This is a genomic window from Natronohydrobacter thiooxidans, assembly GCF_001884735.1.
Taxonomy (GTDB): domain Bacteria; phylum Pseudomonadota; class Alphaproteobacteria; order Rhodobacterales; family Rhodobacteraceae; genus Roseinatronobacter; species Roseinatronobacter thiooxidans_A.
Map to the genome: position 1 here is coordinate 13,871 of NZ_MJAP01000037.1, position 21,391 is coordinate 35,261.

The following is a 21,391-nucleotide window of genomic DNA, read 5'->3' on the forward strand; positions in this document are numbered from 1 at the left end:
GCGCCGGATCTCCAAGCTCGCCGCCGGGGTGATCACCACATGGTGCGGGCCGCGCGTTCCGGCCATTCGGCGTCATAGCCTTCCCCGTCAAACTCGCCTGATGTGATCTCGGCAAGCATATCCCCGACGCTCGGCAGGGATGCAATGTCGTGGCGTTCCGTCCAAAGCCCAGAGCGGATTAGCGCGCGGGCGCATTGTGAATAGACCTGTTCAACATGGATCACGATAACCGAGCGGGGCGTTTTCGCCTGACGTTCAAACCGCCGGAGGATTTCGGGATCGGCCGTCACCTTCGCCCTGCCATTCACCCGCATCGTGACATTGGAGCCCGCGATCAGAAACAACAGGCTGACACGCTCGTCACGGACGATATTGCGCAGCGAATCTATCCGGTCATTGCCTTTCCAGTCCGGCAGCCAAAGCGTGCGGTCATCGTGAATGGTGACCACCGGCCCCTCATCCCCGCGGGGGCTGCAATCTGTGCCCTCCGGCCCGATTGTCGCCAGCACGCAGAAACGCGCAGATCCGATATGCGCCCGATAGGCCGCGGTCATGAAGGGCGTGACCTTGATCCCGGAGGCCTCTCCGGGTTGCCCGTAATGGAGTTGCAGGTCTTCAAGCGATTCGATCCAGCTTGGCAATTGATCTCTCCAGATTTGGGGTTTCGCGATCATTGGGCGCAAAGCTGCCAACTCGGTGCCCTTCAGCTCAAGGGACGCATATCCCCATATCAGCCGGGCCGGTTGCCGCTGCAGCCTTTTCCCTAAAGACTACGGGAAACCGCACTTTCCTTGCTATGGCCGGACACGGGTTCCAGCAGGGTTTCGAGGATAGCTTGCAACTGACTGAAATCCGGAAATGCGGCGTCATGCGGGATCTCGGCTATCGGACGCTTTCGATAGCCTTGCGTAAACAGCACGAAGGGCAGGTTTGCGGCCAATGCGGTTTCGCTGTCAACTTCACTGTCGCCCACATAGATCGCCGTCCGGGCACCTGCCTGGGCAATGGCCGCATGCAACGGGGCCGGATCGGGCTTTCGCACGCTCAGGCTATCGCCCCCGATCACAGCCCTGAAACAGGATCCCATGCCAAGATCCTGCAATATCTTTCTGGCGATCCCCTCTGGCTTGTTTGTACAGACGGCAAGCGTGAAACCCGCTGCCGCCAAGGCCTGCAACGCGTTTTCCACATTGTCGAAGGGACGGCTCAACACGGCCGGCGCCGCCCTGTAATGGCGCATGAAGCCCTGCTCCAGCACTGCATGGCGCGCAGCATCTTCGGGGTTCTCGCCGATGTCATTCATGATTTTCGAGATCAGCGCAGGCACGCCATTGCCGATGAAACTGCGTATTCTGGCGATACCCAGCGGGGGGTGCCCTTCCTCTGCAAGCATCCGCACGGCTGCATTGTGAATGTCAGGAACACTGTCGATCAATGTGCCGTCGAGGTCAAATACGATTGCCGTCATTCATGGCCCTTTCCGATTGCCGCCGGACGCAAAATAACAAGTGCGCCATTACCGGTCTTCCATTCATTCATTCTCGACGCTGCCGCACCCGCCATGACGGCCTGCGCGCAGTTGGCCCAGGCCCCGTGACCAAATGCCAGAACCGGGGGACCAGACCGGCTCCAGACCCTGTTCAGCGTGGCACTGACACGCTGCTCGAACGCATCGAAAGTTTCGCCCAACGGCAGATTGCCGGGCGAAGATTGCCACAGATCCGGGTGGGCGGCGTGAAGCTCTGACCATGTACGCCCCTCCCAGGGCCCGAAATCGAGTTCCAGCAGCGCGTCTTGCCATAGGCCCGCGGGATGACCGTGAAGCGCTGCGGTCTGCCGAGCCCGTTGCAGAGGCGATGTCCAGACTTCCGCGAAATTCACTCCCTCAAGCACTGACAGATTCTTGGCTAGGGCAGACTGATCACCGCTGCACAGCGGATCATCAAGCGCAATATCACGCCGACCCTGCAAGCGACCCTCGGCATTCCACGGCGTGCGGAAATGCCTTATGAACCAGAGCTCTGCCATGTTCAGTCCAGCAATGACGCGCTTTGGCTGTCGATCATCAGCATGACATCAGCACCGACGGCATGCCCCGATTGCCCGGCATGATGCAGGGTATCCACAATGATCTCGCCATCTGCGGTTCCGACAAGGTAGCGGATCTGACTGCCCAGAAACTCGCGATGGGTGACTTTCCCAGCTATGGAGCCGCGCTTTTCTTCGGTCAGGGAAACACTTTGCGGGCGCAGCACGATGCGGCGCGCGCTGTCCCTGTAATTGTCGACAGCCAGCCGGTTGCCGCCCTTGGTCACGAAACAGCCGTCATTCATATGCCCCACCAGCACATTCGCGGTTCCCAGAAACCCCGCCACAAAGCCGTTGACCGGCGTGTCGTAAAGTTCCTGCGGGGTGCCGATCTGCTGAATGACCCCCCCATCCAGCACCGCCATACGGTCGGATGTGGTGTTTGCTTCTTCCTGATCATGCGTCACAAAAATTGTTGTCAGCCCCAGTTTGCGCTGCAGGGACAGAAGCTCTCGACGCATCTGGACACGCAGGGCCGCATCAAGGTTCGACAAGGGTTCATCCAGCAGCAGAACCTGCGGCTCGATCGCCACGGTTCGGGCAAGCGCAACCCGTTGCTGCTGACCACCCGAGAGTTGCGACGGCATGCGTTCGGCCAGATGCAACAACCCCACCAGTTCCAGCGCAGCCTCGACTTTCGGGCCGATCTGGGCGCGCGGCATGCGACGCTCCTCCAGACCGAAGGCCACGTTCTGCCGCACCGTCATATGCGGCCATAGCGCGTAGGACTGAAACACCATGCCGACATTGCGCTTCCATGGCGGCAGATCTGCCACATCCTTTCCATCTATCAGGATCCGCCCCTTCGGCCGCGGCCCGAACCCGGCGATGGCACGCAGAAGCGTGGATTTTCCCGAACCCGACGGCCCGAGAAAGGCAAAGAACTCGCCCGGATGGATTTCCATCTCGATCCCGGCCAGAACGGTCGTGTCCCCGAAGGACAGGTGAAGGTTCTCAATGCGGATGCCAGCTTTTTTCATGGCGTTCTTCCTTATTGCTCTGCGCCCGGGGCGGCAGCCCGGCGGTTACGGTCTTTTTCGATGATGCGCTGCGACAGGTAAGTGCCGAGCGCCACAATCACGACGGCCAGAATCCCCAGTGCCGCACCTGCTCCGCGTCCTGCAGGCGATTGCATGTAGAGATAGATCCCATAGGCAAGCGGCGCATCGGACGCCCTGCCCACCAGCATGATCGTCGCCGACAATTCGACGGCGGCGGTCGCGAAGCTGGTGACGAAGCCTGCAAGGATCCCGCCGGTCATCAGGGGGACCACAATGCGCCGCACCGTGCTGGACTTGTTCGCCCCCAGGCTTTCGGCGGCTTCCTCCAGCGACAGGGCAACCTGTTGCAGAGCAGCCATGCAGGCGCGCAGCGCATAAGGCAGGCGCCGAACGGCCAGCGCCACGATGATCAGCCCCCAGAAGCTTGACATCTGACCCAGCCCGAAGGGCAACTGAACCCCATGGAACATGCGCAGATAGCCGATCCCAAGAACCACACCGGGCACGGCAAGCGCGGCCGTGGCCATATAGTCCAGCCACTTGCGGCCGATCAGACCGGTGCGCAGCACGATATAGGCAATGGCGACGCCAAGAATGACATCGAGAATTGCCGCCGTCCCGGCATAAAGGATCGTATTCCAGATATACTGCGAAGAGGTCGTGAAAACGGTCCCGAAATGCTGCAGGGTGAACCCGTCAGGAAGCGGTGAAAATGACCATATCGTGCCGAATGCCAGCAACATCAGACCGAAATGCGGGGCCAGAACCAGTGCCAGAATGAACAGGATGACGGCCCATGCGACCAGCTTCTCGCGCGGGGCAAGATCCCGCTTTGACAGCCCGCCCCCACCCTTCTGCACGGTCGCGTAATCCTTGCCGCGCATGAACAGGAAAGATGTCCAGAGCGCGAAGATCGAGAAAGCGACCAGAATGAAGGAGATCACATAGCCCATCGGATCATTGATGCCCACGCCCGTGATGCGCAGATAGGCCTGCGGGGCCAGCATCGTGTTGACATTCAACAACAAGGGCGTTCCCAGATCATCAAAAACCTTGATGAAGACCAGAGCTGCGCCCGCCAGATAGCCGGGCATGGCCAAGGGAAACACGATGCGCCGGAACATGCGCATGCCCGAGGATCCAAGGTTCTGCGCGGCCTCTTCCATGGAACGGTCGATATTGCGAAGCGAGGCCGAGAGATTGATCAGAATGAACGGAAAATAGTGGATCGACTGCACGAATATCACGCCATTCAACCCTTCCATGAAGGGCACCTTGAAGCCGAAATACTGGTCCAGCAACAGATTAACCGTCCCATTGCGCCCGAACAGCAGACTCATCGCGACCGCCCCGACGAAAGGCGGCATGATCAGCGGGATAAACCCGAGCGACTGAATGATCGCACTCCCGGCGAAATTGAAACGCGTCGTGATATAGGCCAGCGGCAAGGCAATGATTGTCGCAAAAACCACGGACATCGCCGACACATAGAACGAGTTCACGAAGCTTTCGCGAAACAGCGATGTGTTGAAGAAATCACGGAAGTTCTGAAAGGTCATTGTCCCGGACTGCGCATCCAGAAATGCGACATAGATCACCTGAATGACCGGAAGAACCAGAAACGCCATCAGAAAGATCGCGATCAGGATACCTGTTATCGCGACACCGGACAGGCGGGGAAACAGCGTGAAACGTCCGGCACTGCGGGCCGACTGGGGTATATCTGACATGATTTTTTCCCTGGGATGGTGATGCCCGCCCCTGTTTCAGGGCGGGCAGTAGGTTCAACGCATTGCCGCTGCGCGGTCCGCCAGTTCCTTGGCTTTCGCATAATTGGCGACGGTGAACCCATCCCATGCCTGTTCAACTTCGGCCTGCCGTCCGACGACCGCGACATCGGCGCTGACGCGCGAGATCTGGAAGACCCCGGCATAGGACGGATCGAGAGACTGCTCCTCGGTGATGGGCAGCGCTTCAACAAGCGCGCGCGCCTCTGCAATAAGCGCCAGCGCCTCGGCATTGTCGCTATCCGCATGCACAGCCTCGGCGGCCTGAACCGCGGCAACTGCGGCGCGCAGATCATTCAGCCGGTAGGTGATCATCACATCAAACAACGAATTTACAAGATTATAGCGCGCGCCGGATTTATCGACATCAAAGGCAATCGCCCCCGGCGCGAAATCTTCCGAAAACGGATTCGGGAAGCCCTCCGGCACATCTTCATAAACCTCCGGGTTTACAGGCAAACGCATGATTGCAGGATTCAGCAGCACGCGCTGACCTTCCGGGGACAGCACGAATTCCACGAAATCCTGCGCCCCCTGGCTATTGGGTGCATTTGCCACAATGCCGATATTTGCAGGGACAATCGCGGTCAGGCTCGGATAGACCAGTTCGACCGGAAAGCCCGATGCGTTCGACGCAAGACCAAAGAAATCAATCACGATCCCGAAACCGGTGGAGCCGGAATTGACTGCATCAGGAACACCGAAGCTGCGCTCGGTCACTGTGTTCATGTTTCCTGAAATCCATTTCCACTTGGCCCAGCCTTCTTCCCAGCCATCGCCTTGCAGCAGGGTCTCCACCGTCAGATGAGTCGTGCCCGAACGCGAGGGCGAGGACATGGCAACATGCCCGTTATATTCCGCGCGCATCAGGTCATCCCATTCCTCCGCAACAGGCAGACCATTCGCGGCAACATAGCGGGTGTTGTACATGATCCCGTAGCCCGAGGCGGCAAAGCCGTAATAGTACCCGTCCGGGTCATTGATCGGATAGCCGCCCACCGCATCAGGAATGCCCTCGACACTAATCCCGACATTGGCCAGCAACCCTTCGGATTTCAGCACCTCGAAGGCATCCGGTGCCGAGGCCCAGAACAGATCGGTGGTGTTGGAGTTGCGGGTTTCCTGCAGGTAAGCCACCGAGGCATTGGTGTTGCGGCTGACCACTTCAAGCGTGTGTTCGGGATGCGCTGCTTCAAATGCCGCCTTGAACGGATTGGTCAGATCCTGGGGAAAAGAGGTCACGACGACAACGGTATCCGCATGCGCGGAAGCACTGGCGATCAGCGCAAGCGCGGTTGTAAACATAAGCTTTTTCACGGGGCCCTCCCTTGGCCTGTTAGTCGGGGTGCGCATTGCCTCCTCGCAATGCACCGACACTATGCGCAATGCCGAAAAAACTTGCAAATATATGTTTTTATTAAATTTTTTGGGTCACTCCTGACCCCTGAAATGGGTCAGGAGTGACCCGCTCACCCCAGTCCGTGATGGCGCAGGCGCAGATAAAGGCGCTTTCTGGGTATCCCCAAAAGCGTTGCCGCCTCATTTTTCCGCCCTCCGACCTGCAACAAGGCGGCCTGAAGCAGCCGCGACTCGAAGCCTTCCATGGCCGCATCAAGCCCTTCGGACACGACCGCACGTTCTTCCATCGCCCCATCCAGCGAGATGTCCAGACCGATCACCAGACGCTCTGCAACGGTGCGCACCTCTCTGACATTGCCGGGCCAGGCATACCAGGCGGCCTGCCTGCGCAGCACAGCAGATATGTCAGGCACCGGCAGGTCATGGCGTTCCGCAGCCTCGGCCACGAAATGCTCCAGCAGCATTTCCGCATCGCCCGCGCGCTCGCGCAGAGGTGGCAGGCGCAGCGCCCCCGCGTTGAAGCGGTGAAACAGATCGGCCCGCAGTTTCCCTTGCGCAACAAGCTGTGCCGGATCGCCTTTGACGCTTCCCAGAATGCGCAGATCAACCTTCTGTGGCGGCATCCCGAGCGGTGATATCTCGCGCGCATCAACGACCCTCAACAGCCGCACCTGCAGGGCCTCCGGCATGGCTTCTAGTTCATCAAGATACAGCGTGCCGCCCGCAGCGCGCGCCACGCGTCCCATGGCGGATGCATCCCCGAATAATTCGCGGTCGATCTCTGCCAGATTCAGCGCGCCGCAATTCACAGCCACAAACGGCGCCTTGCGCCGCGCAGAAATGGCGTGCAGCACGCGCGCCACCAGTTCCTTGCCCGTGCCCGTTTCGCCCGCAATCAGCAAATCAACCTGCAAACCGCCCAGAACAGCCACCCGCCTGCGCAAATCAACCATCACAGCGGCCTTTCCAAGCAGCCGGTCTTCGGGGGCCATCGTGCTGGCAAGCCGGTCTCGCAGCGCCTCGTTTTCCTGTGAAAGCCTGCGCATGGCGACAGCACGCCGCAAGATATCGATCACCAGTTCCGGCGGGCAGGGCTTCTCCAGAAAATCATGCGCTCCCGCCCGCATGGCACGAAGCGCGCTCCCCACATCGCCATGTCCGGTAATCAGAATGAAGGGAATATCCGGCGCCTGCTGGCGCACCACATCCAGAAAGTCCAGCCCCGACATCCCCGGCAGACGCATATCCGACAGGATCACATCGGGCGCGATGGAAGGCAGGGCGTCCAATGCCGCCTGCGCATGTCCGAAAGCATGGACAGAGAATGCCGCAGCATTCAGGGTTTCACAGGTTGCCTCACGCAGATCTTGATCATCCTCGATCAGCAATACCGTCATCTTGCGCGTCATTTCCACACTCTCCCCTGCCCTCACGAAAGCGCAACAGAACTTTTGCTCCCCCTTCCTCGCCCGCCACGATGCTAAGGTGCCCCCCCATGTCCTGCATCACGTTGAACACGATGGACAACCCCAAGCCAAGCCCTTTCCCCAGCTCCTTGGTGGTAAAAAACGGATCGATCAATGCCGCACCGCTCAACCCGCGAAGTCCAACCCCGTTATCGGTGACCGACAGGATAACACCGCCCTCATCCTCGCGCGCGATGACAATCCGGCCATCCACATCGACCGCTTCTTCGATGGAATCCAACGCGTTTGACAGGATATTCAGCAAGACCTGCTCGATCAGGATCTCGTCGCCCTCGACAGCCATTGTTCTGACGCTGTCCGCGATTTCGATGCTGCTGCGGGTTTCCTTCAACCGATGCGCCAGCAAATCCAGAGCGGCACGCAACGGCTCGTGCATATGGACGATCTCGCGCCGATGCTCGGCACGCCGCGCAATGCGGCGCAAATGGTTGATCGTGCGCGTGATCCGACGCATCAGCGCCTCGATGCGGGCCAGTGCCGGGCCAGTTTCCGGATGGGCCTGTTTCAGGCCATGCAACCGGTGCTGCATCGCCGCAAGGGGCTGGTTGATCTCGTGGCTGATGGCAGCAGACATCTGTCCCAGCGCGGCCATCTTGCCCGCCTGAACCAGCTCGCGCTGGGTCAGTTCCAGCCGCTCGACCGCAAGACGCCGTTCGCGTACTTCATTCGACAGGTCAATATGCGTGGCCTTGAGGTCGTGAACGACCGTGCGGAAGGCATCGACCGCATGCGCCATACGCGTGAATTCATCCGCGCCATCACCGGGTTTCGGCAGAGGCGACAATTCCACCGACGAAATATGCATCAACTCATCCGTCAGTTCCCGGATACGCTTCACAATGCGTTGCCGCACGAAAAGGAACAGGATCGCCGAGCCGGAAACCGCCCCGAGAAAAATCAGCATGCCCAGACCCGTCGCGCCGCGCAGCATACGCCGCGCGGCATCATCCGCGCGTGACTGCGCCGCAAAGCGTTCTGTCCGGCCCAGATGCGTGAGTTGGGTCTGCAACGAACCAAGGCTGGCTTGGGCGCGCGAAAGCGCGTCGAGGATCTGCTCGCGCAGCAGGATTTGCTCGCGCATCAGCGCAAAGATGCCACCCGGTCCCTGCGCAAGCTCCGCCAGCTTGTCGAGCGATTGCAACAGCAGCATGATTTCGACGCGATCGGGCAGATCCGTCCGCGCAAGCGCGATCACATCAAGCGTGTCCTGCCCCATCGTCTCGACCTGTTCGAGGGCCGCGACTGTGCCCGAGGCCCGCGCCTGCAACAGCAGGGCCGACAAGGTGGCCGCCTCGGTAGCAAGTCGCTGCAGCCTGTCACGCTGGCGTCGTTCGACACCCAGTTCCCGTTCGACCTCGCTTGATCGCAGATCCGCGGGCGCCGCGACCAGAATGCGCAGGCTGGCATCCATGTTGAAGGACATGTCGTCCAGCAATGCACTGGCCTGATCCTGCACATCCACCTGGGTCCAGCGTAACTGCTCGTCAGTTTCCCGCAGCACCGATGACAAGCGCGCGCTCTCGATCGACGCAAGGATCACCTTTGACAGACTGTCGCGCAATTCCAGTTGCGCTTCGGCCATGGCATCGGCCTCGGGGGTGTTGTTCAGAACCGGACCGCGCAGCAGCTCAAGCAGGCCCGCAGCGGTATTCTCGATCCGATGCACGAAGGGCTGCATCTGCCCGTCCGGTTTCTGGCCCTCTGCCATGATTGCGCTCGACAGCGCGGCCAGCTCGCCCGTGAACTCCGCCAGTTCTCCCGCAACGGCGACGCGGGGAATACGGTCTTGCGCCAGACTGGCAAAATCCCGTTCCGCGCGCAGCACAAGTGCCATGCCTGCCCCAAGAATGATTGCCGCGATGATCATGATCGCGCCCACCCCCAGCAACAGCCGGGTCCAGATCGACAGCCCGCGCCTCATTGCCGCAACTCGGCAGCCGTCAGGCGCGCCTCTGCCGCATCCAGCAGGCGGCGCGACTCCGCTTGCCAGGCCAATAATGTGCTGCGGCCCGGAACACTCAGTCGCTGCCCCGCCTCGGTCACGGGCATATGCGTGAGGATCTGCGTGATCATGGCCCTGTCCTGCACGGCCCTGACATCCAGATCGTTCAGCCTGCGCCAAAGATCGCGGCGGCGCAGGAAATCGCGCGCGATAAATGTATTGAATACTTCATTGACCTGCCAATAGCGCTTTCGCGCAAGCTCCGGGTCATAGCGCGACCAGCTGAAGGCCAAGGCGGCGCGCAATTCGGGAATAAGACTTTCTGCAAGCTCGGCCCGGATGCCATCATTGATGGGGATACGACGTATATCCGGGCGCAGCAGAATGCGCTGCCCCTCAGGCGACAACAGAAAGGCGATGAACAACTGTGCCGCATCCGGGTTCCTGCCGCCCTTCAGGGCCGCGATCCGCGCCGGGGTAATGATGATCGGACGACCGTAACGGAACAGAACGCCTTGATCCGCACGTTGCAGCGCAAGGAAATCAATCGTCAGGCCAATGTCATGACGATCCCCCAATCCCTCCAGAACGCCAAAGGATCTGGCCGAAATGCTCTTGAGCTGCCCCGCCAGTTGCAGCAGATACGCCCAGCCCGCTTCCCATCCGCGATCCTGAAGGATCGTCTCGATCAGACTATGCGTCGTGCCCGAGCGCATCGGGTGCGACATGGTGATCCTGCCGGAATAGGCCGGATCGAGCAACGCGTTCCAGTCTTGCGGGGCCGGCAGGTCCATGGTGTTCTTCCATGCCCAACCCACAGCAGAATAAGCAAAATCGGAATGTGATCCAAACCCCAGATCAGCCAGCCGTGCATGCTCATCCAGGAGCTCGAACGCCTCCGACGCGGATGCCCAGAAAAGATCAAACTGCCGGGCATTCCCCCTGATCAGTTCATCCACTGCAGCATTGGTATTCTTGTTGAGGTGAAATATCGATATCTCCGGGTGCCGGTCTGAAAATTCCGCAAGAAACGGAGAGACGAAGTCAGCCTCATATGAGGTCAGGATATGCAATTCGTCTGCCGCAGACGCAGGCAAAGCGCCCCAGAGAGCGACGCTCAGAAATGCGAGAAATCTTGCTATCCTGCGGATCATGTCCATCTCCCATTGCGAAGCTGTCGTCACGCGACGGCCGGTGCGGCGCCCATGATGCCCAGGCAGCGGAACCCGCCGAACGGGACTGTTGCACTGAGGTGCAGCGCGGATGGTCTATATGGCTGGCCCGATTTCAGGCGAGCATGTCAAAGACCTCTTGGAGGATGCTTTACCGTCTCGGACGCACCTTTGTATAGCGGGATCGCCTGCCAGAGTGACCTGCCCCCGGTCGTCCCTTGTTCATAATGAGAGTCCTTGGGGATAGTCCGGGTAATGCTCCGGCATGGGGTATCCGGCAAAACCCGACATGGCTTTCGACGATATGAAATGCGCGCTGCGCATACATCGGCGTATCAGGGCGGTCGGGGTTCTGCAACAACGCCGGGGCGCGGCGTCCTGTTTCGATCCACGCCCCCGGGTGGGGGGCGACGCTCGGCAAAGCCTCTGTTCCGGGCCATAAAGGCGTTTCAATCCGCGCCCCCGGGTGGGGGGCGACGTGTGCAGGCGGGCTTGGGCGACTTCTGCGGGGGTGTTTCAATCCGCGCCCCCGGGTGGGGGGCGGCCAGCCTGCGCGTGAACGGCGAGGGCCTGATGGCAGTTTCAATCCGCGCCCCCGGGTGGGGGGCGACCTGTTCTCCGCGGTCGGCAGGCTGAACCCATCCAGTTTCAATCCGCGCCCCCGGGTGGGGGGCGACGCCTCGGTCGCCCAGTCGAATGTAGCGTGACAGCGTTTCAATCCGCGCCCCCGGGTGGGGGGCGACCCTGCCCGCCGAAGCGCAGAGAGACGGGAGAGGCGTTTCAATCCGCGCCCCCGGGTGGGGGGCGACATGCGCGATAAACCCGCTCGACCCGACGCGAAAGTTTCAATCCGCGCCCCCGGGTGGGGGGCGACACCCACCGGTGACGAACAGATGGGCGATATACTGGTTTCAATCCGCGCCCCCGGGTGGGGGGCGACGTGCGGGGCGTGTCGCGCTTGACCATGCCATAGGTGTTTCAATCCGCGCCCCCGGGTGGGGGGCGACACGCACCCGCCAATACCTAGCCGAGATGGAGGGGTTTCAATCCGCGCCCCCGGGTGGGGGGCGACATTTTCTTGGTCTCGATGGAGACAGACCACACGGTTTCAATCCGCGCCCCCGGGTGGGGGGCGACCTGCCGCTTTCACGCGCCCGCTTGATGCTGGACGCGTTTCAATCCGCGCCCCCGGGTGGGGGGCGACCGATCTTGCCGCCTTCGTCAAGGCTCTTGACCTCGTTTCAATCCGCGCCCCCGGGTGGGGGGCGACAGTATTCCTGAGCCATGCGGGCGAAATGGGCAGAGTTTCAATCCGCGCCCCCGGGTGGGGGGCGACCTGTTCGTCACCGGTGGGTTTGTCCCGGACGGGGTTTCAATCCGCGCCCCCGGGTGGGGGGCGACCTGCATACGCGGACAGGTGCGCGCGCATATGGGATGTTTCAATCCGCGCCCCCGGGTGGGGGGCGACGAGAACCATTGACGGAGCTTTTAACGGTTCTGGGTTTCAATCCGCGCCCCCGGGTGGGGGGCGACAATCGGCATGAAGGATTATCGATATCAGGACATCGTTTCAATCCGCGCCCCCGGGTGGGGGGCGACGAAAACCTCTATGTCACTTGGGTCAGCACAAGCGTTTCAATCCGCGCCCCCGGGTGGGGGGCGACCGCAGTTCAATTTCTCGAGTTCACGCGCGGCGCTGTTTCAATCCGCGCCCCCGGGTGGGGGGCGACTTGCGGCTTTGTCAGTGGCCGTGATTGATGTGAAGTTTCAATCCGCGCCCCCGGGTGGGGGGCGACCGACCAACTCGTTTTCACGCGCATAACCGGAAGGTTTCAATCCGCGCCCCCGGGTGGGGGGCGACGACATGACAGGCGTAGCGCTTGCCTTTGGCGCTGTTTCAATCCGCGCCCCCGGGTGGGGGGCGACGTGACAAACTGGAAAAATGGATTGAGGACAACGCGTTTCAATCCGCGCCCCCGGGTGGGGGGCGACGATCGCGAAAATCCTTGGCGACAGGACGACAGATGTTTCAATCCGCGCCCCCGGGTGGGGGGCGACTCGGCGAAGTTGGTCTCGCTCTGCGGCGAGGGCGCGTTTCAATCCGCGCCCCCGGGTGGGGGGCGACGCGTCAAGACAATCCGAGAAATCATCAAGCTGCGGTTTCAATCCGCGCCCCCGGGTGGGGGGCGACGCTCGATTTCGTGTTGAAACCGTCAAAAGTCAGGTTTCAATCCGCGCCCCCGGGTGGGGGGCGACAAGCGCGGGACCACGTTTCGCGCGACCTTTGGTTTCGTTTCAATCCGCGCCCCCGGGTGGGGGGCGACTCTCGCCTCTTAACAGATTATCTTCGCTGGTCAAAACTACTGCTCTTTGCGAACCTAGAGGACAGGGCGGTTTGTTGCTTGCCAGTTCAGCAAACAAGACAACATCTATTCACGATATCAATCCCTTGCATAAAACGCGAAAGGGCCGGGGTTTTGATGTGCGCTTGGGTTTCGCACAGGGCAGAGCACAGGCCCGTCAGAGGATCAGCGTCCCGTCAAAATCCGTCGCGGGTTTGGTGCCATGATGCTCGACCCGGCGCTTCCAGTTCGACCCCAGATGATAGAATCTCAGACTGTCCTCCGTCTCATCATATTCTGCCAGGAGCCGCGCGCGCAAGGATGTCCAGAGCGCCGGGTCAACATCGCATTCAAACACCGAATATTGCACGCGCTGCCCGAAATCCTGACAGGCCTGCGCGATACGCCGCAGACGACGGCGGCCCGCGGCGGTCTCGGTTTTCACATCATAGGTAATCAGGACCAGCATCGCTATCTCCAGACAAAGGCAGGGTAGCCATCCAGATCGCCGCGCAAATGCCGCGCCAAAAGCTGCGCCTGAACATGGGGGAAGAGGCCGAAAGGCAGTTTCTCCCTGAGGAACGGATGCTCGATCGGGCTGCGCTTGCGCTCCTGCCAGGCGGTCAGAACCGTCTTGCGCGCCGCCTCGGTCAGGATCACCCCGCCGGTTTCCTGCAGATCAAAGTCGCGCGCGGAAATCTGGCGGCGGTTGATCAGCGACAGGCACAGACGATCCGCCAGCGGGGCGCGGAATTCTTCCATCAGATCCAGCGCAAGGCTGGCGCGTCCGGGGCGGTCGCGGTGCAGAAACCCCATCTGCGGGTCCAGACCCACAGCTTCCAGCGCGGCACGGCAATCCGCGGCCAAAAGCACATAGAGAAAGGATAAAAGCGCATTCGGCGCGTCGCGCGGCGGGCGGCGGGAGCGGCCGTTGAACACCATCCCTTTCGCGCGGATCAGATCCGCGAAAACCGAGAAATAGGCATGTGCCGCCTCGCCTTCCTGTCCGCGCAGCATGTCGCCATCCGCCGCGCCAAGCGCCAGCCGCGCCACATCCGAGAGCCGACGCTCGGCCATGTCCAGCCTGCCCCCGGGGTCGCCATAATCGCGTATCGCGCGGCGCAGCACCCCGCGCTGATTGGCGGCCTTGGCGGCGACCATGGCGCGGGCGACAGGCAAAGGGTCATGCAGGGTCCGGTTATGCTGCGCACGCCGCAGCAGCACATTGCCGCTGACCGGCCCTTCCACACGGGCCAGAAACCGGCCCGACCAGCCCAGATAGGTGATGCAGATACCGGCCTCGGCGCAGGCATGCATCAGTTGCGGCGAGACACCGACCTGCCCGAAACAGATGATCGCGCCCAGGAGATGCAAGGGCGCGCGCCCGCGTTCCTTGCCCTCAAGCTGCACCACCACATTGGCACCATCCTTATGCGCCCAAGCGCCTTCGGAGGTGATATAGAGCGTGTTGAGCAGCTTTTTCATTCCGGCACCCCCTGCGCGGCAATCGCGCCTTCCAGCCAGCGACCTATGCCCTGACGGCGCGAGGCGATGCGCGGGCGGCAATCATCCAACAAGGAGCAGCGGTCGCAGCGATCCGAGCTGTAGCTTGCGACGGGAAGTGCGCCGCTGTCACGGCAGGCGCGGATCTCGGACGCAACCGCAGAGGTCAGGGCGCGCAGATCATCGTCAAAGGCGACAATGCTGCGCCGCCGGGTCTGGCCGTAGAAGAGCGCGCCCTCTTGTATCTGGCAGGCAAACATCTCCTCCAGACACAGCGCCTGCGCGCAAAGCTGCACCTCATCGGCGCGATGCGCCTTGGCTTTGCCGCGTTTGTATTCGACGGGATAGGGGCGCCCGCCGCGCAATTCCACCACATCGGCCACGCCATGCAGCCCGTGCTGATCAGAGCGGATTTCCACCGCGCGCAGCACGCGGATGCCCGGACGGGTTTCTGCCCGCCCGGAATCGGCGCGTTCATGCATGAGCCGCCCTTCGGCGGTGAAGCTGTTCTCGGTCCAGATCCGTTCAATATGGATCAGCGCATATTGGCGCGGGCAGAAGAGCCAATGCTGCAGGGCTGAAATCGGGATGTCCTCAGACGCCGACATCATCAATATTCTTTCCCGATACGGCAATGCGCTGGCATCGCGGCCACCGGTTATACCCGACAGCCGGATCATTTGCCCCAAGCTCCAGGATAAACTCTTGTTCTTTCTGCGTGATCTCCTGTCTGCTTGCCGCTTTCCTGTACCAGAGAACCTGTTTTCGAATGGTGAAATCCGCCTGCTCCTGCGGGTTGAAATCCGCAGCAACCAACGCGGCGTTCACGCTGCCGAAATAGGTCAGCGTATCGGTCCGGTCCTGACCTATGTAAATCTTTCCGTTCGGATAGGTTATCTTATAGATCGCGGGCACTTCGGACACTCTCCCTGTCAGATCACCCGTCAGAAGGGCTCAACAATCTCGATACCCTGCGGCAGGTTCTCGCGGTCCAGCGCGATCTGATAATCCCCGAAGGCCCGCGCAGGCGGCAGGTTATGCGTGCGCGGATCGCCCACGGGAATGGTGTCATCACCCGAACGACGATGGACCGTCACCCGCTCGAACAGCTTATGCGCCTGCGCATTGCCCAGCGCGCTGTCATGGCGGAACGCGATCAGGCGGCGCGCGGCCATCTCGCCGCGTGCGGCAGAGCGGTCCAGATCAAGCATATCGCGCAAGGCCGCCCAGAGGGTTCGCAGATCATCCTCGGAAAAGCCGGTCTTCTCGGCCAGTTTGGCATTGATGAAACCATGCGCACGATAGAGCCCATAGGGCACGATATGCTTGCGTCCCATGGTACGTTCCTTGTCGCGGTCTTTTTCATTCGTGACCGAGGAGCGCGTGATCGAGATTTCCAAGGGCAGGATCGGTTCTTCCGAGCGCGCGAAAGTGATCTGCACCGGCCCGCGTACCTGCCCGCAATTGACCCCGGTTGTCATTACCGCCCCGAATGCGCGGATGTCGAAGAAATTGGCGCACATCCAGTCGGTCAGCACCCGTGCCTCGGCGTCATCCTTGGGCAGGTGGGAATAGTCTTTCGGCTTGGTGGGCGTGGCACCTGTCGCCGTCCAGGCTTCCTGATGCGCCTCGTTCAGCACCGCGCGCTCGGTCATGTAGATGCGATGCCCGGCACCGCCGCCATGCGCGGCCTCGACATAATTCCTGATCTTGCGCTTGATCGCCACATCCGACACCAGCCCCTGGTTGGTTTCCGGGTCCATGCGCGGCAGATTGCCCGCATCCGGGTCGCCATTGGGATTGCCATTGGCCACATCGAAGAACAGCACGAAATCATAACGGTTTTGCAGGGCGGTCATTTGGCTTCCTCTTCCTTGGTCGATTTGGTCCAGCGCTGATGGTAATATCCGGCGATGAAACGCCCCTGATCTTCCAGCGACAGGGCGCGCGGCAGATCGGCCCCCAGCCCCAGCCAGATGCTTCCCAGTTCTTTTTCCAGCCAATGGCCGATCCCGCCGCTCTCGCCTTTCTTCAAGAGCGCCAGATGATGCGTGGCATTCTTGACCAGCAGCGGAAACACCCGCGCTGGCGTGGCCGAGGCTGCCGCGAAATAGCGGTCCTTGATCGTCGCATTCAGCCCCGGCAGGGCCGAGGATTGCGCGCGTTCAAGCACGGCGAAAAGCCGCCCCAGCCGATAGGCCGGGTTGGTGTTTTCCGGATCAAGGCTCACGGGAATTTCCTCCTGTCTGGATGTTCGGTTGATCACCGCCTTGCAGATCGCGGCACGGCGGCCATTGATATCACCATCGGCGCGGATGCGCCCGATCACGGCGGAAAGCAGCATGCGCGGCAAGGGCTGGCCGGTCAGAACCGCGCGCATCACCTGCCCGCCCAAAAGCGGCGGGATATTCTCAGCCTTGCGCAGCAGCGCGGTTTCATAAAGCAGCGACCAGATGGCGGGCGGGCCTTTCCATGGCGCGGGTTCCAGTTCCAGATCCTGCCAGAACTGCGTCACATTGCGGGCAAAACCGCCCATCGTGCCGGGAAACCAGAAACGCACCGACAGCCGCGCGGCATTGGGCGCAAGGCCCAGCATGTAGATACGCGCCTTCGGGTCGAGCCTCGGGTCATCCCCGGCGCGGCCCTCGGCCAGATTGATCAGCGCCGCGCGCATTTCATTCAGCGCGTCCTGTTCGTCGGGCGGGTTGACAGCCGCGCCCATCAGCCAGTCGCCGAAATCTGCTACAGCAGGGACAGGCGCCTCTGCCCAAAAGACCACCGTGCTATCCGCAATGCGGATATTGCGTGCCGATCCGCGCGCCAGCAGGGCGTTCAGCGCTGTACCATAGGCAAAGGCCGCCGCGCGCGAGACCGGCGCATTCTCGCCCTGCGCCTTGCCGAAGGATTCGTAGGCATCATTGTTGAAGGACACAAGCGAGGCACCCGCACTCTGCGCCCCCATCACCCCCTTGATCTTGGGGTGCAGCCGTTCCACCGGCCCGCTTTCCCCGGAGACAAGGCAAAGCCCGCCCTCCCCCTCTGCGGGCACCGTAAGCAATTGCAGCGCCGCAGGGCGCGTATGCACAAAACCCGGCCCCGACCCGTCGTCGAATTCAAACACGATATTCTGATCCAGCGCCTCGGCGGGAAAACCAAGCAGGGCAAAATCTCCGGGCTGCCAGCGCCCCACGAAATTGCGCAGGGCGATCAGACCGGGATCAGTGGCATCCGCCAGCAGCGCCAGATGCGCCTCGACAAAGGCGGCATGTTCCTCGGCAGTGCGCTTTCCCTGTCCGGGGATCAGGACAGTCTTGCCCTCTTCGGTTTCGCTCTCAACCGCAATGACCCCAAAAACATAGGCCGTCTTGTCCCAGAGCATATTGGGCTTGATCCCGGATGTCCTGCTTCCCGCAGGCACCGCCATCGGCACCGGCGCGGGTTTCCTGCCCGCATGGCTGCGCTTGTCGGCCAGCCGCAGCGGCGTGCCATCGGCGTCCAGCACCACAGCAAAGGAAATATTCTCGGTCGAGAATCCGGGAAGCGGCGCCTGGCCCTTCTCGGCCATCCGCTCATAAAGCCGCGCGAGCGAGGCCAGTATGGTCATCGTACCATCCCCCCTGCCCGCGCCGCCGCCACATCAATCACCCCGTCCACCATCTCGGCGCGGAAGAATTGCGGCGCATTTCCATTCGCGAAATCAATATCATAGAGCATCCAGCCCAGATCCTGCCGACCTGCCAGCGCCGATTGCGGGGCCTCCTCCACCCAGTCGAAAGAGGCTGCAAATTCGCGCAGGCCCAGGGCCGGACGGTGGAAACACTGCCCCTTCTGCGCGCGCCGCCGGAAAATGTCGAAATGCTTGGCCGGGCTGTCACCATTCGCCTTGTCGGTCATCTCGAAATGCGCCTCGATGACATAGGCGACATCGCGCAGCGCCATGGTGGCGCGCTGCTGGCGGTTATCCTCGACCACCAGATGCAGCCCGGTCAGATCGCCCGAGACCATCGCGGATTTCGCATTGCGCGCCGAGATCTTCGCGCCGACCTCATTCTTGCGGATATTCTCGAAACGGATGGGGTTGAGCACATGAATGCGGTCCACCACCCAGCGGATCGCGGGTTTCCAATGCACCGCTTCCAGAATGCCGCGCGCGGCAGAGGGGGTGATCACATCATAAGAAACGCGCTCGACCTTCATTTCCGGGCGGGTGAAACAGGCGTAATCCCCCCAGACATGCAGTTTGACACCAAATCCCAAACGCCCCTCCCTCAGTGTATCAAATTCCCCAGATCCTCCGGGTTCTCTGGCGAGAACCCTGCCGCGTCATCATACAATGCGCCATTGTCGAGCACGACGAACTGATCCCCGAATTCCTCCGCTCGCGCGACATGCGCCGCCCCCAGGCGCACCAACTCGTTGCGGATGCGCGGCGCGACCAGGACCGTGAACCGCTGCATCGCCCGCGCAATCGCGCCGGGAAATTTACCGTGTTCCAGCAATCCGCGCGCTTCGGCATCCAGCCCATAATCGCCCGTGCCAATGATCAGCGGGCGGCTTGCATCCTCGATCAGGCGGAAATCGGCGGCGATATCGGCAAAGGGGAAATCCAGCTGCGACCCCGCCCCTTCGATCTGTTTCAGGATGCAGCGGCTGTCCAGATCGGCATTGCGATCCCAGTAGAGCCGCTGGAAATAGGCGCGGATCGCATCGGGATGCAGCGGATCGGGATAGGCGCGCAGCACCTCGCGGGCGATATCGGCATTCAGCACCAGTTCCGGGGGCGGCGGAAACCCGTCTTCGGGGTCAAACACATAGACCTGCCCCTTCGCCATAAGCCCGTTGCGATTGCAGCGCCCCGCCGCCTGCACAATGGAATCCAGCCCTGCAACCGCGCGCCAGACCTCGGGGAAATCCAGATCCACCCCGGCCTCGACCAGGGCGGTAGAGATCACCGGCCCGTCAAAGCCTGCCTTGATCCGCGCCAGCACATCCTGCCGGTGCCGCGCGGTCATATTCGTGCTCAGATGCAGCGCGCGGCCCTTGCCCAGGAGATCGAACAGCGCCCGCGCCTGCCGTTTGTTATTGACGATCACCAGCGCCTTGCGACCGGCCACCCGCGCGGCCAGATCGTCATTGCGCATCGCCCCCGCCTGCTGCACCTCAACCCGGCGCATCGCATCGTGCAGGCGTTCCGGGTCCGGGGCAATCTCGCGGCTGGCAGATTTTGGAATTGCCTCTTTCAGGTTTGGCATGTCTTTATCGCTGATCGCAGGCTGGGTCGCCGTGCACAGCACCACCGAACAGCCATAGCCGCGCGTCAATTCCTTCAGCGCGGCCAGACAGGGCCGCAGGTAATTCACTGGCAGCGACTGCGCCTCATCCAGAATGATCACCGAATTGGCGATATTATGCAGCTTGCGGCATTTCTGCGTCCGGTTGGAAAACAGGCTCTCATAGAACTGCACCGCTGTTGTCACGACCACCGGTCGATCCCAGTTCTGCGCCGCCAGCTTCATCCGCTCTGCGGCAAATTCGTCGGGAAAATCACTCAGGTCAAACCCCGAATGATGCTCCAGCACTGCATCCGCATCGCCAACTGCGTCGCGAAACACATTTGCCGTCTGCTCGATAATCGCCATGAAGGGCGCGACATAGATCACACGTCGCAGCCCATGCGCGAGCGCATGATCCAGAGCGAAGCGCAACGCGCTATAGGTCTTGCCGCCCCCTGTCGGAACGGTGAGCGTGAAAAACCCCGGCGACAGCGCTGCACGGCTCTGCGCCGCCGCAAGCACCTCTGCGCGCAAGCGGTTTACATCGCTCAAAGCCGGTCCGAACCCTGCAAGCTTCTGTGACAGCGCATCGCGCAATTCCGTCAGATCAAACCCCGCCCCGCGCGGGGCATCCGGCGTGTAATACCGCTCGGTTTCGATAAAATCCGCATCGACAAGGGCAGAGAACACCATGCGCGTGAAGAACTGCAATTCAAAATGGGCAGGCTGCGCCAGCCCCTGAAGCGGGACGGGCACGCGCGGCACCGGCAGGTCGACCCCTTTGGGCAATTCAAGCAGTTCCGCCTGCGAAATGCGCTCTCTGAGCGGGGTTGCGGGCTGCCCATGCGACCTTGCCAAGCCGTTCGGCAACCCTGAATGATGCCCCGCGATGCAAAAGGCGATCAGCTTGGCGATGGGGCTATCCTTGAACGCCTCAAGGATATATCTGGCCCCCTCGCCGCTATGCGAGGTGCTGTTCGCCTCGCCATGCAGCTTGCGCTGAAATCCGGGCTTTACCTTGCCAAGGTCATGCAGCAGCCCGGCAATTTCCGCAAGCGTGTCTGCACCGAACCGCCTCGCATTCGCCCCTGCAGCGGCGCGGACAGCCGCCAGATGATCAATCAGAAGTTCCCATGGCTTTTGGTCAGAAGAATGCGCAAACAAGGCCAAGAATATACCCCGTCGAAAATCACTTCAACAATTAGGCCCTGCTTCCATGCAAATTGCAACAAACTTCGCGCGCATCCTGTGGAGTCACGCGAGATCGGTTGACGTCGGCTTGCAGTCCAGAAAAGACGACACGTGTTTTCCCGATGCAGGGCCTGACGCGGGGTGCAAACCCGCCACCTTGATTTTATCCAATGATTTCAATGTGATGTGGCGGAGGCGATGAAACGCGAAGCAACGCTTCATTAGGCCTTGTCTTATGATTTTCTC

The 21,391-nt window shown here is 61.4% G+C and carries 18 protein-coding genes and 1 CRISPR repeat array; all 18 genes read right to left on the reverse strand.

Annotated features, from left to right (window positions below):
* Positions 1–32 precede the first annotated feature (32 nt).
* On the reverse strand, positions 33–641 hold the full coding sequence (locus BG457_RS19105; RefSeq protein WP_245771043.1) for a pyridoxamine 5'-phosphate oxidase family protein: 609 nt from the start codon (positions 639–641) through the stop codon (positions 33–35).
* A 122-nt stretch (positions 642–763) separates the two neighbouring features.
* A complete protein-coding gene (gene gph / locus BG457_RS19110) occupies positions 764–1,468 on the reverse strand; it encodes a phosphoglycolate phosphatase (RefSeq protein WP_071799458.1) in 705 nt (234 codons plus the stop codon).
* Positions 1,465–2,028 carry a histidine phosphatase family protein gene (locus tag BG457_RS19115; RefSeq protein WP_071799459.1) on the reverse strand — a complete coding sequence of 188 codons (564 nt, stop codon included), beginning with the start codon at positions 2,026–2,028 and terminating at the stop codon, positions 1,465–1,467. Before BG457_RS19115 ends, gph begins: the two co-directional genes overlap by 4 nt.
* A 2-nt stretch (positions 2,029–2,030) precedes the next feature.
* Positions 2,031–3,068: an ABC transporter ATP-binding protein gene (locus BG457_RS19120; RefSeq protein ID WP_071799460.1), complete on the reverse strand. Its 1,038-nt coding sequence runs from the start codon at positions 3,066–3,068 to the stop codon at positions 2,031–2,033.
* An 11-nt stretch (positions 3,069–3,079) separates the two neighbouring features.
* Entirely contained in the window at positions 3,080–4,819 is a 1,740-nt protein-coding gene (locus BG457_RS19125) for an ABC transporter permease (protein WP_084657749.1), read from the reverse strand.
* A gap of 54 nt (positions 4,820–4,873) precedes the next feature.
* Positions 4,874–6,193, reverse strand: coding sequence for an ABC transporter substrate-binding protein (locus BG457_RS19130; RefSeq protein WP_071799461.1), 1,320 nt, complete (start codon positions 6,191–6,193; stop codon positions 4,874–4,876).
* A 152-nt stretch (positions 6,194–6,345) separates the two neighbouring features.
* Positions 6,346–7,644 carry a sigma-54-dependent transcriptional regulator gene (locus tag BG457_RS19135; RefSeq protein WP_071799462.1) on the reverse strand — a complete coding sequence of 433 codons (1,299 nt, stop codon included), beginning with the start codon at positions 7,642–7,644 and terminating at the stop codon, positions 6,346–6,348.
* Entirely contained in the window at positions 7,607–9,643 is a 2,037-nt protein-coding gene (locus BG457_RS19140; protein WP_071799463.1) for an ATP-binding protein, read from the reverse strand. The genes BG457_RS19135 and BG457_RS19140 overlap by 38 nt, the downstream gene beginning before the upstream one ends.
* The gene (locus BG457_RS19145; RefSeq protein ID WP_071799464.1) at positions 9,640–10,824 is read right to left on the reverse strand and encodes a substrate-binding domain-containing protein; all 1,185 of its coding nucleotides are present in this window, start codon (positions 10,822–10,824) and stop codon (positions 9,640–9,642) included. Before BG457_RS19145 ends, BG457_RS19140 begins: the two co-directional genes overlap by 4 nt.
* Before the next feature lie 392 nt (positions 10,825–11,216).
* A CRISPR array of direct repeats spans positions 11,217–13,160; the repeat unit is 32 nt; unit sequence GTTTCAATCCGCGCCCCCGGGTGGGGGGCGAC.
* Between the two features lie 196 nt (positions 13,161–13,356).
* Entirely contained in the window at positions 13,357–13,647 is a 291-nt protein-coding gene (cas2, locus tag BG457_RS19150; RefSeq protein WP_071799465.1) for a CRISPR-associated endonuclease Cas2, read from the reverse strand.
* A gap of 2 nt (positions 13,648–13,649) precedes the next feature.
* Positions 13,650–14,663 (reverse strand): type I-C CRISPR-associated endonuclease Cas1c, encoded by a 1,014-nt coding sequence (gene cas1c / locus BG457_RS19155; RefSeq protein ID WP_071799466.1) that lies wholly within the window; start codon positions 14,661–14,663, stop codon positions 13,650–13,652.
* Entirely contained in the window at positions 14,660–15,292 is a 633-nt protein-coding gene (gene cas4, locus BG457_RS19160) for a CRISPR-associated protein Cas4 (RefSeq protein ID WP_071799467.1), read from the reverse strand. Before cas4 ends, cas1c begins: the two co-directional genes overlap by 4 nt.
* On the reverse strand, positions 15,276–15,596 hold the full coding sequence (locus tag BG457_RS19165) for a GIY-YIG nuclease family protein (protein WP_071799475.1): 321 nt from the start codon (positions 15,594–15,596) through the stop codon (positions 15,276–15,278). Before BG457_RS19165 ends, cas4 begins: the two co-directional genes overlap by 17 nt.
* 29 nt (positions 15,597–15,625) lie before the next feature.
* Positions 15,626–16,540, reverse strand: a complete 915-nt coding sequence (gene cas7c, locus BG457_RS19170) for a type I-C CRISPR-associated protein Cas7/Csd2 (RefSeq protein ID WP_071799468.1) — start codon at positions 16,538–16,540, stop codon at positions 15,626–15,628.
* The gene (cas8c, locus tag BG457_RS19175; RefSeq protein WP_071799469.1) at positions 16,537–18,285 is read right to left on the reverse strand and encodes a type I-C CRISPR-associated protein Cas8c/Csd1; all 1,749 of its coding nucleotides are present in this window, start codon (positions 18,283–18,285) and stop codon (positions 16,537–16,539) included. The genes cas7c and cas8c overlap by 4 nt, the downstream gene beginning before the upstream one ends.
* Entirely contained in the window at positions 18,282–18,938 is a 657-nt protein-coding gene (gene cas5c, locus BG457_RS19180) for a type I-C CRISPR-associated protein Cas5c (protein WP_071799470.1), read from the reverse strand. Before cas5c ends, cas8c begins: the two co-directional genes overlap by 4 nt.
* An 11-nt stretch (positions 18,939–18,949) precedes the next feature.
* The gene (locus BG457_RS19185) at positions 18,950–21,124 is read right to left on the reverse strand and encodes a CRISPR-associated helicase/endonuclease Cas3 (protein ID WP_071799471.1); all 2,175 of its coding nucleotides are present in this window, start codon (positions 21,122–21,124) and stop codon (positions 18,950–18,952) included.
* 84 nt (positions 21,125–21,208) lie between these two features.
* Positions 21,209–21,391: hypothetical protein (locus BG457_RS20450; protein WP_217649542.1), on the reverse strand; the 183-nt coding region annotated here is incomplete at its 5' end.

Bases quoted from the DNA above. Each gene is read 5' to 3' on its own strand.
- cas4 (WP_071799467.1), bottom strand. From the start codon at position 15,292: ATGATGTCGGCGTCTGAGGACATCCCGATTTCAGCCCTGCAGCATTGG.
- cas2 (WP_071799465.1), bottom strand. From the start codon at position 13,647: ATGCTGGTCCTGATTACCTATGATGTGAAAACCGAGACCGCCGCGGGC.
- BG457_RS19145 (WP_071799464.1), bottom strand. From the start codon at position 10,824: ATGGACATGATCCGCAGGATAGCAAGATTTCTCGCATTTCTGAGCGTC.
- BG457_RS19135 (WP_071799462.1), bottom strand. From the start codon at position 7,644: ATGACGCGCAAGATGACGGTATTGCTGATCGAGGATGATCAAGATCTG.
- cas1c (WP_071799466.1), bottom strand. From the start codon at position 14,663: ATGAAAAAGCTGCTCAACACGCTCTATATCACCTCCGAAGGCGCTTGG.
- BG457_RS19115 (WP_071799459.1), bottom strand. From the start codon at position 2,028: ATGGCAGAGCTCTGGTTCATAAGGCATTTCCGCACGCCGTGGAATGCC.
- cas7c (WP_071799468.1), bottom strand. From the start codon at position 16,540: ATGACCGCCCTGCAAAACCGTTATGATTTCGTGCTGTTCTTCGATGTG.
- BG457_RS19120 (WP_071799460.1), bottom strand. From the start codon at position 3,068: ATGAAAAAAGCTGGCATCCGCATTGAGAACCTTCACCTGTCCTTCGGG.
- BG457_RS19140 (WP_071799463.1), bottom strand. From the start codon at position 9,643: ATGAGGCGCGGGCTGTCGATCTGGACCCGGCTGTTGCTGGGGGTGGGC.
- BG457_RS19125 (WP_084657749.1), bottom strand. From the start codon at position 4,819: ATGTCAGATATACCCCAGTCGGCCCGCAGTGCCGGACGTTTCACGCTG.
- gph (WP_071799458.1), bottom strand. From the start codon at position 1,468: ATGACGGCAATCGTATTTGACCTCGACGGCACATTGATCGACAGTGTT.
- cas8c (WP_071799469.1), bottom strand. From the start codon at position 18,285: ATGACCATACTGGCCTCGCTCGCGCGGCTTTATGAGCGGATGGCCGAG.